Consider the following 15430-nt stretch of genomic DNA (forward strand, 5'->3'; position numbering starts at 1 on the left):
TTCGGTTCCTACTGGGTCACTTCTTTACACGAACAGTCTTTGTGGACCGGGTCTCGAGGGTCATCTCGTCGGCCTCCGCGACCTTCGCCTTCAGTCGCACAGTACCTGTCGCGGCGTCGACCACGTCCACCACCTTCGCAAGCAGTTTCGCAGTATCGGCGTTGCCGGAGACACTCGCGAGCTGAACGGCCCTGCCCAGTTTGGCCGTTGCTCCATCGACATCTCCCGCTTTGCGCAGATCGAGCCCCTGCTGGATGACTTGTGCCAGTTCTGCCTGGCCGGTGTAGTGGGCGACCTGAGGGTTGATCGACGTCGAGGCGGCCATGTCGTCGGTCCACACGGCCCGTACGAGACCCTGGGCGCCAAGGTTCTGCGCGGTGCCGTCGGGCTGCGGAACGACCAGCGAGACACGGGCCGCCAGCATCTCCTGGCCGATGGCCGCGACCGGGACCTCGACGCATACGTGGTAGTCACGGGACTCGTCTCCCCAGGAACCGGTGGGGTAGTCGCCGGCGCGCGGGCCCGCCTCGGTGCGGCGGTCGGTCAGCTCCTCGACCGTCGGCGCGACCTGCTTGACGAACTTGATGGTCGTGCCCACCGGCGTCCACACCCGCAGGGCGACGTCCGCGACCTCCTTGCCCATGGCCGTCTCCATCATCTGCGTGAAGTCGGCGGCGAGGCCGGCCGGGTCGGCGACGATGTCGGCGGTGCCGAGCAGCGCGGAGGCGATTCCTGTGACTTCTTTCACTTCCCAGTCGGTGCCCACGCCGCGCGCGTCACAGGTGAACCGCCCGGCGCACGAGTCGAGGGCCGCCTTGAGGTCCTGCGGCGACTCGTGTTCGTTGCGGCCGTCGGTGAGCAGGATGCCGTGCCGGATGGCGACGTCGGCCGAGGACAGCAGCCGGTCGGCGAGGCGCAGCCAGGTGCCGATGGCGGTGCCGCCGCCCGCGCTGAGCTTGCGCAGGGCCTGCTTGGCCTGGTCACGGGTGGTGGCGTCGGCGACCGCGAGGCGCCCGTTTGCGGGGTAGACCTCCTTGGCCACGTGGGTGCCGCCGATCACCGCGAAGTGCACGCCGTCGCGCAGGGTGTCGACGGCGGCCGCCGTGGCGTCGCGGGCGTTGCGCATCTTGGTGGGCGGGTAGTCCATCGAACCCGAACAGTCCACCATGATCGCCACGGCCGCGGAGGGGCCCTGTCCCGGCGCGTAGAGGTGGGGTGAGGCGACCGCGCTTCCGACCGTGCCGCCGCCGGTCGCGGTCACCGTGACGATCGCGTTGACCTCGCGGCCGCCCTCCGGCAGGTACTCGTTCTGGTAGACGTCCATCGAGAACTGCGGCACGTTCGACTTCGAGAAATTGGCCATGCCTGATCGAATCCCCCTCGAAAAACCCCACGTTCGTGGGGCGTTGAGTGTGGACGGACCGGTCCCCTCCGGTCCGTCGCTGCTTCCCCGTGTGCAATGTGCGGATTTCTGCGGCCTCAGGCCGATCCTGCCCCCTGCGGAGGGGCCGGGAACGGAAGGACGGCCACTGTTACGTTGTCGTGGCCGCCGCCGTCCAGGGCGTGGCCGACCAGGACCCGGGCGCTGTGCAGGGGGCGTACGGCCGCGTCGAGGGGGACGGCCTGCGCCATCTCCTCGGCCGCCTCCGCGTAGTTCCACAGGCCGTCCGTGCACACCACCACTACACCCGGCCGGTCCGGTTTGAAGGAAGCGGTGTGCGGCTCCAGTTCGTAGGCGTCCGCGCCGAGCCAGCCGGTGATCGCGTGGGCGCGCTCGTCGGCGTAGGCCTCCGCCTCGTTCATCAGTCCGGCGGCGACCATCTGCGCGGCCCACGAGTCGTCCTCGGTGAGCCGGGCCGGGGGCGCACTGCGGTCCGCCGGCACCCAGTAGGCGCGGCTGTCTCCCACCCAGCCGACGACGAGCAGGGTCGGGGTGACGACCGCGCCGACGAAGGTGCAGGCGGGGGCGTTCTGGTGCGGGGCGTGCTCGCGGGCCGTCGCGGGTTCCTGGGCCAGCGCGTTGACCGCCTGGGAGGCGGCGACGATCGCGTCGTGCATGGCCTGCTGCGGGTGCGCACCCCGTGGCAGGGCCGTGAGCAGGGTGTCGCTCGCCGCCTGCGAAGCGGCCAGCGAGGCGTCGTCCGGGCGGGTCGCCGAGGACACGCCGTCGCAGACGATGGCCAGGGCGGCGGCCGTGCCGTCGGGCAGCGCCGCGTTGCCGAGGGCGAACGCGTCCTCGTTGCGGTGGTGGCGCAGGCCCCGGTCGCTCACGGCGGCGGCCGGACCGGACTCCTGTTCCATGTGGTCGCGTTCGCGCGGCTGGGCGTGCCCGCAGTTCTCGCAGTAGCCGTCGCTGTCGACTCGGCCCGCGCGGCAGGCCACGCACACCTTGGCCTCCGCCGCCGCGGCGGCGGCATCGGCGGCCACGCGCGGGTCCGGTGCCTGCAGCGCGTACTCCTCGGGCTCCGGCGGGCGGTCGAACCGCACGCCGGTGGCCGGTGAGACGGGCGAGCCGGTGGGTGGCGGCGGGGTGCCCGCGGGTGACTGCGGCGCGTGCGGCGGCAGCGGGAAGGCTCCCGAGTCCGTGCCCCGCAGGTCGGCCGGCAGGTGCACGGTCGGCGGGGTGTCCGAGCCGCCCGGCTCGGCGGCGCCCGGCCAGGACTCCGGGGGCCCGGGGGAGGGCGGCTGCGCCCCCGCGCCGTTCATGGTGAGCGTCGGCTGGTCGTCCGGCAGCGGCGGTACGGCGGACAGGTCGTAACCGCACGCACCGCAGAAACGGTCACCCGACTCGAGCGGCCACTCGCAGCTCGGGCACTTCGACAGAGCTGCCTGCTGGGGCATCTGCGACATCAACTACACCCACGTCCGGGGGCGGTAACGGTTGGCACGTTCCACCAGGTCGATCCTCTCCTCGCCGCCGGTCGCGAGCCGGGCCAGCGTGCGGTACGAGCGCTCCAGGCCGAAGCGCAGACCCCGCTCGTCCAGGTCGCTGCCGAGCAGTACCCGCCGGGCGGCCGGGGCGGTGTCCTGGCCACCGGAGAGTATCCAGTCCAGGGCACTGCCGAGCACCTCCGCGGACAACTGCTCCCGGCGCGTCGGGTCCAGGCCGTACGCGTCCAGCGCCTCGACCTGGCCCGCGGCGGCCGTCAGGTCCTCCAGGAACGGGGCATCCGTGGCGACGGCCGTACGCTGCCGCAGTCGCGCCCGTACGGCCGCCACCCGCGCGGCCGTGTAGTGGATGGACGACTCCGGCACGGACTCCAGCGTCTGCACGGCGCCACGGCGGTCCCCGGCCGCGAGCCGGACGCGGGCCAGGCCGAACGCCGCGCTCACATAACTCGGGTCGGTCGCCCACACCAGGCGGTAGTACTCGGCGGCGTTGTCCAGCTGGCCGAGCACCTCCGCGCACAGGCCGAGCGCCAGCTTGGGCGCGGGCTCGCCGGGGAAGGCGTCGTAGATCGCGTCGAAGGCGAGTGCGGCGCTCTCGTGGTCGCCGGTGACCAGGGCGGCCACGCCGCGGTACCAGACGACCCGCCAGTCGTCCGGGTGGTCGGCCTCGAGTTCCTCGAGCGCTCTGACGGCACCGTCCGACTCGCCCATCTCCAGCCGCGCGCGCAGTTCGCGCAACCGCAGCTCGGGGGAGCTCGTGGACGCGGCCTGCAGCGCGGTGATCAGCTCACCCGGCGCGGAGGCCATCAGGCCCGCCAGGAAACCGGCGTTGGGGTCGGTCGGATCGACCCGGGGGACGGGCAACGCGAGCGCCGCGGCGGAGGACTCGACGGACTTGACGAGCCGGGGAGCGATCGCGGCCGCGGCGCTCCCGACCGAACCGGCGGGAGACGGACGGCGGTTGGGCACCACCCGCGCCCCCAGCCGGGAGACCTCCCCGTCCAGCTTCGGGAACAGCTCGGCGTCCGTGACCTTGAGTTCGGGCCCGAACAGCGTCGACAGCGACGGCCGTGCGCGCCCCGTCTGCAGGGACACGACCTCCCGCAGCACACCCGTCAGCTGCTCGGCCATCTCCTGCGCGGAGGCGAACCGGCGGGCCGGATCCGGGTCGGTGGCGCGGACCAGGAGGCGGTAGAACGACTCGTACTGGCGGAAGACCTCGATGTTGTCGGGGTCGGGCAGGGAGTCCACGAAGACGTTCGTGTAGCCCTGGAAGTCGAAGGCCAGCACCGCCAGCGTCCGCCCGACCGTGTACAGGTCCGACGCCACCGACGGGCCGACCTCCGCGACCTCCGGAGCCTGGTAGCCGACGGTGCCGTAGATGGCCGACTCGTCGTCGTCCATCCTGCGCACCGCGCCCATGTCGATCAGCTTGAGCTGGTCCTCGGTCTGGATGGCGTTGTCGACCTTGAAGTCGCAGTACAGCAGGTTGCGGCTGTGCAGATGGCCGAGGGCCTCAAGAGCCTCGATGCCGTAGGCACAGGCCTGCTCCACCGGCAGCGGGTCGCGCTTCCCGTCCGGTGTGCGGCGGTCGTTGGCGATCTCCTTCAGCGACTTGCCGCCGACGTACTCCATGACGATGTACCCGTCCAGCGAACCCGTCCGCTGGTCCAGGTGCTCCACGAAGTTGTAGATCCGCACGATGTTGGCGTGCTCGATCTCGGCGAGGAAGCGCCGTTCGGAGATCGCGGCGGCCATCGCGTCCTGGTCGCCCGTGTCCAGCAGGCCCTTCAGCACCACCCAGCGGTCGGAGACCGCCCGGTCGACGGCCAGGTAGATCCAGCCGAGGCCGCCGTGCGCCAGACAGCCCACGACCTCGTACTGGCCGTGCACCACGTCGCCGCCCTTCAGCTTCGGGACGAACGAATAGGGGTGCCCGCACTTGGTGCAGAAACCCTCCGTGCGCCCCGGCCGGTCACCGCGCGAACGCCCCACCGGCGCCCCGCAGTCCGAGCGCGAGCAGAACCGCTTGCGCTCCGGCACCTCCGGGTTCTCCAGGACCATCTCGCGCGGATCGGGCCGCGGCACCTGGGGGACCGTGACCAGGCCGACGCCCAGCCGCGCCCGCCCGGAGGAGCCGGCGCTCGAACCGGAGCTGCGCACCGACACCGAGCGGCCCGAGGAACGGCCGGACAGGGAGCGCGAGAGGCGTCCCGACACCGAGCGCCGCGACTTCGACGACTGCGACGACGTACGGGAGCTGCCGCGGGTGGAGCGTGAACTGGCGCTGCCCGCGGAGCCCTTGCCGGCGCCCGAGCCGCCGGTCGGGGGCGAGCCGACCACGCCGCCCGCGGAGACGACCGGTGCGAGGCCGCAGGTGTCGCAGTACAGCTCGCCGCCGCCCACGTCCTCGTACGACCCCTCGCAGTCCGGCCGCTGACATGTCTGCCCTGCCTGACTCATGGCGCTCCAACCCCCTTCTCGCTCACGCCCCGGGCCCCCTTCGATCCTCGGGTCCGTGCTGCTGCGGCACGCGCGGGGTGCCGAGCAGTTCGGCCGCCGCCTGCTGGTAGCGCAGCACGGCCTGTTCGGCGACGCGCAGGTCGCAGGGCGCGCTCCACAGCATGCGGCGCGCGGCGTCGTACCGCTCGATGAGGAACGGGTCCTCGGCGAGGCCGTGCCGGGCGACCTTCGCCTTGTACGCGTCGAGGCGGCCGCGCAGCTCCGCACGGACCGCCAGGGGCGCGGTGACCGCGGTCAACGACTCGCGGGCGCGCAGCAGTTCGTCCTCCGCCTTCTGCTCCAGGGACTCCAGGAGCGGGGAGAGGCGATGCCACTGGGCCTGTCTGCGGTACTCGGCGGCCGTCGCCAGCTGCTCCTGCAGCACGGTCGGCGGTCCGCTGACCACCGGCACCTCCGTGGCGGCGATCTTCGCCAGGACCTCGCCGCGCGCGGCGCGCGCCTCGGCGAGCGTGCGGTCCGCGCGGGAGAGCACGTCCCGCAGCCTGACCAGCCGCTGCTCGGCGTCCTGGCGGACCGTCAAGACAGCGTCGATCTCCCGGCGCACGTCCTCCAGGGCGCGCGCCTCACGGTCGTACACCGTGGTGTCCGGCCGGCCGCCGCCCGGTGCCGAACTGCCCTGGGCGGGCACCCAGAAGGCGAGCGGGTCGGAGACGACCTGCTCGCGCAGGGACGTCAGGGTCCGCGTGATGCGCTCGAGGTCGTCGCCCGCCGGATGCTCGCCGGGGCGCACGCCGACGGAGTGCGCGAGCCGGCGGGTGCGCTGGAGCTCCGCGGCGAGTAAATCGATACGGGCGGGCAGCGCCGACCAGACCGCGTCGGCGGCGACGACCATGTCCAGCGACGACGCGTACAGCTCGTTCATCCGGTCGACCAGGGCGGCCAGCGAGAACTGTTCGCTGAGCTTGCTCGATCCGCCGTGCAGCGTCGGCGCGTTGGCGGTCGCCGTCGCGGAGCCGGCGACCGTGACGGACTCGCCGCGCAGCAGCTCGGTGAGCTCCACCAAATCCTCACGGCTCGACCAGCGGCGGCGCGAGCGGATCTCGCGGGCGCTGCGCAGGGCGTCCGCGTACGCGTCGAAGTACGCCCACAGAAGCGTGATCGACGCGTCCGCGGCCGTCCAGCGCTCCTTGGTGACGCCCGTGAGCTCGGCCCCTTCGAGGAGTCTGCGGCCCGCGTGGTCCTGCAGGGCGAGGAGCGAGGTCTCGATCGCCTCGTGCTCCGCGCCGAGCCGCGCCAGCGCACGGTCCACCTCGTCCCGGTCCATCACCGGCCCAGGGGGTCCCGTGACGCCCATCGATCACCTCTCGCTGCTGTGTTGTGGGGTGTGCCCTCAGTTGTACGCCCGCCTGCCGCCGGTCACTTGTAGCGGGCCGCCGGCGGGGTCGCCGACTCCGACTTCGTACCCAGCGTCGCGGACAGCCACTTGTCGTACGACGCCTTCCAGGAACCGTCGGCGCGGTACGTCTCCAGTATCCGGTTGACCCGGCGTACCAGATCGGTGGCGCCCTTCTTCATCGCCACGCCGTAGTACTCGGTGGTGAATGTGGTGCCCTTCAGCTGCACCGTCAGGTCCTGCGCGGCCTGGCTCGCGGCCAGCGCGCCGTCGGTCACCACGGCGTCCACCTGGGCGAGTTGCAGCCGCACCAGGCAGTCCAGCTGGTTGGGGACCTGGGTGTCGATGTCCGTGGTCGAGGGGATCTTGCCGGCCTTCTTGTCCGCGTCCAGCTTGTCGTGGGCCGTCGAGCCCTTCGCCGAGCAGATCTTCTTGCCGGCGAGCGTGGCGTCGTAGCCCTTGATCGTCGAGGTCTTCGGGGCGAGCACCTGCTGGCCGGTCTTGAAGTACGGGGCGGAGAACGCGACCTGCTCCAGACGGGTGCAGGTGATCGTCATCGTGCGGACCACCATGTCGACGCGGCCGCTCTGGATCGCGGGGACGCGCTGGTTGGTGGGGATGGCCCGGAACTGGATCCGTTCCTTGGTGTCGTCGCCGAAGATGTTCCGGGCGATGGCGTGGACGAGGTCGATGTCGAAGCCCTCCAGCTCGCCGGAGGGGTTGTTCGGGTTGAGGTAGCCCCAGCGGTAGCTGTTCTGGTCGACGCCCACCGACAGATAGCCGCGCTTCTTGATGGCGTCGATCGTGATGCCGTCGGCGTCGGACGGGGCCGGGCTCTGGTCCTGGACGGTGCTCTCGTCGCACGTGGCGGCCTTGGTCCGGCTGCCCTTGGCCACTTTCTGGCCGCCGAGGTCCGCACCACCACCGCCGTGCGGCTGGGTGAGCGGCAGCAGCAGGACGAGGGCGAGCGCGAGGGCGCACACGGCCGCCATCGCCCCCACTCCGCCCCAGCCCCGCAGACCGGCCCTGGCCCGCCGCCAAAGGGGCGCGCACAGGCTCCCAGCGCCCCGGAGGAGAACAGAGTCGTCGCGTGTTCGCATCGTCACGCCCCCTTTCACCGGTACTCCGACAGCCTGCGCCCGATGCCCAGCACCGCCCCGGCCGCGCCGAGCACCGCGAGCACCGCGGAACCGACGGTCAGGCCGGTCATCGCGTCCAGGCCGTCACCGGCGGCCTTCTCGAACTCGTCCGTCTCGTGTGCCAGCGCCTGCGTCAGGGACTTGTCGACGTTGTCGAAGCACACGCTCGTCGACTGTTCCTTGTCGGCGCCGATGACCCGGTCGCGGGCCTGCTGGTACTCGCCCGAGTCGTTGAACGAACGGGCCTTGGAATTGCGGAGCTTCCACTCCTTCATGGAGCTGTTCGCCACCTTCACGGGCTCCCGGCCCGCCGAGTCGTCGGCCAGGGCGTCGGCCCGGTCGAGCTGTTCGGCGAGGTCCGAGATCGCCTCGTCGTACAGGTAGTCGAAGGCGTCCACGACCCTGTCGTTCGGCAGCGTCTTCGTCTCCGCGCCACGGCTGACCAGGGTCAGGTTCTCGTCGCTGCGGGCCTTGAGGGAGGCGATCTGGGCGTCGTGCAGCACGTTCAGGGAGCGCACGCCGTGGTCGTAGGAGTCGTCGAGGCCGGCGCGGGCGACGCTGTGGCCGACGACCACCCACAGCAGGACGACGGCCGTCGTGGCGGTGGCGGTGACCAGGCCGTGGTTCAGGACGCGGTTCGTGCGCAGGTAGTTGCGCCGCTGGCCCCAGGTCAGCGCGCCCAGCGCGAGGACGCCCAGGCCGATCGCCGCCCACGGGTACGGCGTCGCGTCCGCGTAGTCGGAGCGCAGGCGCTGGTTCTCGTTCTTGTAGAGCTCCTCGGCCTCGGGGAGCATCTGGTTCTGCATGGTGTCGTTGGCCAGCCGCAGATAGGCGCCGCCGACCGGGAAGCCCTCACGGTTGTTGGCGCGGGCCGTCTCCACCAGGCCCTTGTACTCCGGCAGGAGCTTGTTCAGCTTGGCGATGGTGTCCGCCGCGGGGGAGCCCGGCTCGGAGTTGGCGGCGGCCGTGACGAGCTTGGCGGCGGCCGTGCGCACGTCCTCCTCGTACCGTTCGCGGGTGGCCTTGGTCTCCTGCAGGCCCGCGAGATAGCCGCTGGCGGCCATCGTGTTGGCGTCGGCGAGTGAGCGGTAGATGTCGGCCGCGGCGGAGCTGAGGGGCTGGCTCTTGTGCAGCACGTCGTCGGCGGCTGCCGCGCGGTCGGCCGTCTGCCAGGCGGTCACCGCGCCGAAGCCGACGACGAGGAGGGCGAGCACGGCGCCGATGATGCGGAGCTTGCCGGGCTCGGTGGTCGCGGCGGCGCGCAGCCTGTCGACGCCCTCGGCGAACGCGGTGCGGCGGGGCTCCGGCGGTGGGGCCGGGGTGGGGGTGCCCTGCGCCGTGCCGGGTGGCCCCGGTTGCGGTGGAACGGCGGGCATGGTGGGCACGCCGGACCGGCCCGGTGGTGCCGCACTGCTCTTCGGCGGATTTGTCACTGCTGACCTCCCCCATGGTCATTCGTCGCCGCAAGTATCGCTGCCGGGGCTGATATGCGCACCGGCCTTCACTGGATCTTGATCCAATCGCAGCGGAATGCCTGCCGGCGGCTGAGCAGCGTCCCGGATCACCCCCTGCCCATGAATACGCCGTGAGAATCTGTTCGGTTCCCTGGGGCCGCACCCCCAGACCCCGCTTCGGGGTGGCGTCGCGCCGAGTGGTGCAGCCATGCGGGCTGCACTGGTCCGGATGGCTTGTGGTCGGCAGACGGGGCCGGGTCTCGGGGTCGCTGCGGGAGCCGGTCAGGGACGGCACGCTCTGCCCGGCGCCCCGGTGCCGGGCCGATCACCGCCGTGACCTGCGACATCGCGAGGGCTGCCCCGGCTGAACCACTCGGCGGGGCGCCATCCGCTTCGGCTCGGAACGGGCCTCGCCCTCAAACGCCGGACGGGGCTGGATGGTTGCGGACCGGAGCTCAGCCATGCCGTGTGTCCGCGGGCAATCGTGCCTCCCCCACTGCCTTAAGGGCGTGGGAGGGTGGGCGCGGGTGGCACCCCGTCAGCGCCGGCTTGCGTGGCCCACCCCGACGGCACCAGAGCCGGCGTTCACGCCTCGTAATACGCCCGCACCCTCTCCTGCACCTCGAGACCCGCCCCCACCCGGTCCAGCCCCAGCAGCGCCGCCCCCAGTACGGGACGTGCCCGTACCACCCTCGGCACCGCCTTCGGTGCGCGTTCCGCCAGCAACGTCCGTACCCCGTCGTCCAGTTGTGCGTGCCGCGCCGACAGCACACCACCCCCCAGCAACACCGGCGTCTCCTCCTCCAGGAGGGACAGCCGGGACAGCGCCACCGTCGCCATGGTCACCACCTCCTCCGCCAGCCGGTCGACGATCGCGCGGGCGACCCCGTCGCCGTCGGCCGCCGTGGCGAAGAGGACGGGGGTCAGCTCGTGGCGCCGGGCGGGCTCGATGTGTCCCAGGTGCAGCGCCTCGATCAACGCGTACATGGAGGGCAGCCCGAAGTGGGCCGGCAGCGTGCGGGCGAGAGCCGTGGGAACGCCCCGTCCGTCCTCCGCCCGCGCCGCGTGCCACACGGCCTCCTCCGCCAGCCCCCAGCCGCCGCCCCAGTCCCCTGAGACACGGCCGAGCGCCGGGAAACGCGCCGTACGGCCGTCGGGGCGCATGCCGACACAGTTGATGCCCGCGCCGCACACCACCGCCACGCCCCGTGGCTCGGCCACGCCCGCCCGCAGGATCGCGAACGTGTCGTTGCGGACCTCCACCGACCCGCCCCACGCGCGTGCGTGCAGCGCGGCCGCCAGCTGTTCCTCCTCCACGGGCAGATCCGCGTTGGCCAGGCAGGCCGAGACGTGCGTGACGGAGACGACGCCGGCCGACTCGTACGCCCGGCCCACCGTCTCCGCCAACGCGTCCACCGCCGCGTCCACCCCCACGGCCGGCGGCCGGAAGCCGCCGCCGCGGGCCGTGCCGAGAACCTCTCCGTCCGCCGCCACGACGGCGACGTCGGTCTTGCTGTTGCCGGCGTCGATGGCCAGGACACTTGCCGTCAGGCCCACGCGAGGTGCTCCCGGTTGTGTGCGATCAGCTGGTCGGTGAGGGCGTCGGCGTACTCGTACTGGCCGACGAGGGGGTGGGCGAGGAGCGCGCGGAAGACGCGGTCGCGGCCACCGTGCAGGGCGGCTTCCAGGGCCAGCCCCTCGTACGCCGTCACGTTCGCCATCAGCCCCGCGAACAGCGGGTCGACCGAGGTGACGGGCAGCGGGGTCGCGCCCTTCGGCCCCACCGCCGCCTGCACCTCGATCACCGCGTCGGACGGCAGGAACGGCAACGTGCCGTTGTTGTACGTGTTGACCACCTGGTACGGGGTTCCGGAGCCGGTCAGCAGCGCCGCCGCAAGGTCCACCGCCGCCTCCGAGTAGTAGGCGCCGCCCCGCTTGGCCAGCAGCTCCGGCTTCGAGTCCAGCGCCGGGTCGCCGTACATCTCCAGCAACTGCCGTTCCATCGCGGCCACTTCCGCGGCCCGCGACGGCTTCGTTCGCAGTTCCCGCACCACCTCGTCGTGCGCGTAGTAGTAGCGAAGGTAGTACGAGGGGACCACGCCGAGGCTGTCCAGCAGCGGCCGGGGCAGGTGCAGGCCGGCCGCGATCGAATCGCCGTGCCCGGCCAGCAGCCCGGACAGCACGTCCTCGCCCTCGGGGCCGCCGAGGCGGACGCCGGTCTCCCAGGTGAGGTGGTTGAGGCCCACGTGGTCCAGGTGGACGTCGGAGGGCGCGACGCCCAGCATCCCCGCGAACTTCCGCTGGAATCCGATCGCCACATTGCACAGGCCGACCGCCTTGTGGCCCGCCTCCAGCAGCGCCCGGGTCACGATCCCTACCGGGTTGGTGAAGTCGATGATCCAGGCGCCCGGGTTCGTACGGCGGACCCGTTCCGCGATGTGCAGGACCACCGGCACCGTGCGCAGCGCCTTCGCCAGGCCGCCCGCTCCGGTCGTCTCCTGTCCCACGCAGCCGCACTCCAGCGGCCAGGTCTCGTCCCGCTCACGCGCCGCCTGCCCGCCCACACGGAGCTGGAGCAGCACCGCGTCCGCGCCGTCCACGCCCGCGTCCAGGTCGCCGGTCGTCACGATCCGGCCCGGGTGCCCCTGCCGCGCGAAGATGCGCCGGGCCAGCCCGCCCACCAGCTCCAGGCGGTCCGTCGCCGGGTCGACCAGGACCAGTTCCCCGATGGGCAGGGTGTCGCGCAGGCGTGCGAAGCCGTCGATCAGTTCCGGTGTGTAGGTCGAGCCTCCGCCGACCACGGTGAGTTTCATGGTTGCTTAACCCTTCACTCCGGTGAGCGTGACGCCCTCGACGAATGCCTTCTGGGCGAAGAAGAACACGAGGATCACGGGGGCCATGACCAGCACGGTCGCGGCCATGGTCAGGTTCCAGTCGGTGTGGTGCATGCCCTTGAAGGACTCGAGGCCGTAACTCAGGGTCCATGCCCCGGCGTTCTCGGAGGCGTAGATCTGCGGCCCGAAGTAGTCGTTCCAGGCGTAGAAGAACTGGAACAGGGCCACGGCGGCGATCCCGGGCTTCGCCATCGGCACGACCACCCTCAGCAGCGCCCGCAGTTCCCCGCAGCCGTCGACCTTCGCCGCGTCCAGGTACTCGTTCGGGATGGTCAGCAGGAACTGCCGCAGCAGGAAGATGGAGAACGCGTCACCGAACGCCATGGGGATGATCAGCGGCCACAGCGTGCCCGAGAGGTCCAGCTGCTTCGCCCAGAACAGGTACATCGGGATGATGATCACCTGCGGCGGCAGCATCATCATCGAGATGACGAGCATCATGGCCGGATTGCGGCCCCGGAAGCGGAACTTGGCCAGCGCGTACGCCACCGGGAGCGACGACACGACCGTGAGGACGGTGCCCAGGCCGGCGTAGAACAGCGTGTTCCTCCACCAGGTCAGAAAGCCCGGGGTGTCGAAGACCTTCTGGTAGTTGCCCCACTCCCAGGTGTGCGGGATCAGATCGCGGCTGAGCGCCTGGCTGTCGCTCATCAGCGAGGTCAGGAACACGAACACGAAGGGGAGCGTGAAGAAGAGCGCGGCGGCGACGCCGAGGGAGTGGACGGCGATCCACTCCAGGAACGCCCTGCGGCGTGCGGTGCGCTCGGCGGTGCTGTCCGGGGCGCTCAACTGCACCGGCTTGTCCAGTACTTGGGTCATGGTCAGTCACCTGCCTGGATGAGACCGCCCCGGCGCCGCATCAGGAACGCGGTGAACACCATGGACAGGGCGAACAGCACGAGCGCGACCACACAGGCGGAGCCGTAGTCGAAGCGCTGGAAGCCGAGGTTGTAGACGAGCTGGGGCAGTGTCCAGGTCGAGTTCTCCGGGTAGCCCGGCTCGAAGTTGGTGCCGGCGCCCTGGATGACACCCGAGGCGACCTTTCCGGCGATCAGCGGCTGGGCGTAGTACTGCATGGTCTGGATGACGCCCGTGACCACCGCGAACATCACGATCGGCGAGATGTTCGGCAGCGTCACGTAGCGGAACCGCTGCCAGGCCGACGCGCCGTCCAGTTCGGCGGCCTCGTACTGCTCCTGCGGCACGTCGAGCAGCGCGGCCATGAAGATGACCATCAGGTCGCCGATGCCCCACAGGGCGAGCAGGGTGAGGGCGGGCTTGGACCAGGTGGGGTCGTTGAACCAGGCGGGAGCCGGGATGCCGGTCTTCTCGAGGATCGAGTTGACGGGTCCCGTACCGGGGTTGAGGAGGAAGGCGAAGGCCATCGTGGCGGCCACGGGCGGGGCGAGGTACGGCAGGTAGAACAGGGTCCGGAAGACACCCGTACCCGTCTTGATCTTCGTGATCAGCAGTCCGACGCCGAGCCCGAACACCACCCGCAGGCTGACCATCACCACGACCAGCCACAGCGTGTTGCGCATCGCGGGCCAGAAGTAGGGATAGTCCCTGAAGACGTAGATCCAGTTCTTCGCCCCGCTGAACGTCGGCGGCCGGAACCCGTCGTAGTGCATGAACGAGAAGTAGACCGTCGAGATCAGCGGATAGGCGAAGAAGACGGTGAAACCGATCAGCCAGGGCGACAGGAAGGCGGCGGTCCTGAACGCCGCCTTCCGTCGCTTGGCGCGCAGTGTGTACGCGGTCATGACTCTCTGACTCTTACTTCGCCTGCGCGATGTCCGTGTCGATCTGCCGGGCCGTCTTCTCCAGGCCCGCCTTGAGATCGGTGACCTTGCCGCTCTCGTAGTCGTATCCGAGCTTCTGGAGCGTCACGAGGTACACACCGCCGTTGACGGAGGCCGGAGTGGTCGTCGAGTTCGGGTTCGAGGCGATGTCCAGGAACGTCTTGAAGCGCGGGTCGTACTTCAGCTTCGGCGACTTCAGGGCCTCCAGCGTGGAGGGCACGTTGTGGATGGCGTTGGAGAACTCCACCACCGCGTCCGTGTTCGTGGTCATGTACTTGACCAGCTCCCAGGCCGCGTTCTGCTTCTTGCTGGTGGACGGGATGCCGACGATGGTGCCGGTGATGTAGCCCTTGCCGTACTGGTCGGCCTGGTCGTCCGGCACGGGCAGCGGGGCGACCCCGATCTCGAACGTGGGCTTGGCGTCCAGAGCCATGCCGAGCCGCCACTCACCGTCCAGCTGCATCGCCACCTGGCCGGTGTGGAAGGGGTGCTTGGGGCCCCATTCGTCACCGAGTCCGGAGCGGTACTTCTCCAGCTTCGCGTAGCCGCCGAGTTCGTCCACGAGCTTCTTCTGGAACTCGAAACCGGCCTGGAACTTCGGGTCCTTGGCGATGTTCGACTTGCCGCTGGAGTCGAAGTACGTCGGCGACCACTGCGCGAAGACGTGCTCGGTGGTGAACTCCCAGCCGTGGTAGTTCGGCATGACGCCGAGCTGCGTGTACGAGTCGCCCTTCTTGACGGTCAGCTTCTTGGCGTCGGCCTCGAACTCGGACCAGGTCTTCGGGGGGCTGGTGATGCCGGCCTTCTCGAACGCGGTCTTGTTGTAGTAGAGGCCGTAGGCGTCTCCCAGCAGCGGCGCCGTGCAGCGGTCGCCGTCGTACTGGGTGTACTCGTTCATCGCCTTCGGGAAGGTCGTGTCCGGGTCGATGCCCGCCTTCTTGAAGAAGGGGTTGAGGTCGACGAACGCCCCTGAAGAACAGAACTTGCCCACGTTGTTCGTGGTGAAGGACGAGACCACGTCGGGGGCCTTGTCGCCGCCCGCTCGCAGCGCCTGGTTGACCTTGTCGTCGGTCATGCTGCCGACGATCTTGACGTGGATGTTGGGGTGCGCCTTCTCGAATCCGGCCACCAGGCCCTGTATGGCCTTGGTCTCGGACGGCGCGCTCCAGCCGTGCCAGAAGTTGATCGTCGTCTCCTTGGAGGCGTCGTCGGCGGCGCCGGAGTCCGACTGGCCGGTACAGGCGGTGGCGAGGAGGGCTACGGAGGCGGTGAGGGCAAAAGCCGCCTTTCGGGCGACTCCGGGTATGGCTGTGGGCATGACGAGGACTCCCAGGGGCAGGGCGATGAGGTGGGTGAGGTGAGGTGAGGTGAGCGAAGGAGGGGGGTGGTACGGGGG

At 70.8% G+C, this 15430-nt stretch carries 11 protein-coding genes; all 11 read right to left on the minus strand.

Annotated elements, in window-relative coordinates; genetic code table 11:
• Positions 1 to 16: 16 nt before the first annotated feature.
• Complete coding sequence (locus ABZO29_RS28425; protein ID WP_367323011.1) at positions 17 to 1363, minus strand: VWA domain-containing protein; 1347 nt, start codon at positions 1361 to 1363, stop codon at positions 17 to 19.
• A gap of 116 nt (positions 1364 to 1479) precedes the next feature.
• On the minus strand, positions 1480 to 2850 hold the full coding sequence (locus ABZO29_RS28430; protein ID WP_367323012.1) for a PP2C family serine/threonine-protein phosphatase: 1371 nt from the start codon (positions 2848 to 2850) through the stop codon (positions 1480 to 1482).
• Between the two features lie 3 nt (positions 2851 to 2853).
• Complete coding sequence (locus ABZO29_RS28435; RefSeq protein WP_367323013.1) at positions 2854 to 5352, minus strand: tetratricopeptide repeat protein; 2499 nt, start codon at positions 5350 to 5352, stop codon at positions 2854 to 2856.
• A 22-nt stretch (positions 5353 to 5374) separates the two neighbouring features.
• Positions 5375 to 6706 (minus strand): hypothetical protein, encoded by a 1332-nt coding sequence (locus ABZO29_RS28440; RefSeq protein ID WP_367323014.1) that lies wholly within the window; start codon positions 6704 to 6706, stop codon positions 5375 to 5377.
• A gap of 62 nt (positions 6707 to 6768) precedes the next feature.
• The gene (locus ABZO29_RS28445) at positions 6769 to 7737 is read right to left on the minus strand and encodes a glutamate ABC transporter substrate-binding protein (RefSeq protein ID WP_367323015.1); all 969 of its coding nucleotides are present in this window, start codon (positions 7735 to 7737) and stop codon (positions 6769 to 6771) included.
• 122 nt (positions 7738 to 7859) lie between these two features.
• Positions 7860 to 9260 (minus strand): hypothetical protein, encoded by a 1401-nt coding sequence (locus tag ABZO29_RS28450; protein WP_367323016.1) that lies wholly within the window; start codon positions 9258 to 9260, stop codon positions 7860 to 7862.
• Between the two features lie 663 nt (positions 9261 to 9923).
• Positions 9924 to 10895, minus strand: coding sequence for an N-acetylglucosamine kinase (locus ABZO29_RS28455; RefSeq protein WP_367323017.1), 972 nt, complete (start codon positions 10893 to 10895; stop codon positions 9924 to 9926).
• Positions 10886 to 12151, minus strand: a complete 1266-nt coding sequence (locus tag ABZO29_RS28460; RefSeq protein WP_367323018.1) for a 6-phospho-beta-glucosidase — start codon at positions 12149 to 12151, stop codon at positions 10886 to 10888. The genes ABZO29_RS28455 and ABZO29_RS28460 overlap by 10 nt, the downstream gene beginning before the upstream one ends.
• 6 nt (positions 12152 to 12157) lie before the next feature.
• Positions 12158 to 13051 (minus strand): carbohydrate ABC transporter permease, encoded by an 894-nt coding sequence (locus ABZO29_RS28465; RefSeq protein ID WP_367323019.1) that lies wholly within the window; start codon positions 13049 to 13051, stop codon positions 12158 to 12160.
• Positions 13052 to 13053: 2 nt separating this feature from the next.
• Entirely contained in the window at positions 13054 to 13995 is a 942-nt protein-coding gene (locus ABZO29_RS28470) for a carbohydrate ABC transporter permease (RefSeq protein WP_367323020.1), read from the minus strand.
• Positions 13996 to 14008: 13 nt separating this feature from the next.
• Complete coding sequence (locus ABZO29_RS28475) at positions 14009 to 15352, minus strand: ABC transporter substrate-binding protein (protein WP_367323021.1); 1344 nt, start codon at positions 15350 to 15352, stop codon at positions 14009 to 14011.
• Positions 15353 to 15430: the final 78 nt, after the last annotated feature.

It is taken from the genome of Streptomyces sp. HUAS ZL42 (genome assembly GCF_040782645.1).
Classification (GTDB): Bacteria; Actinomycetota; Actinomycetes; order Streptomycetales; family Streptomycetaceae; genus Streptomyces.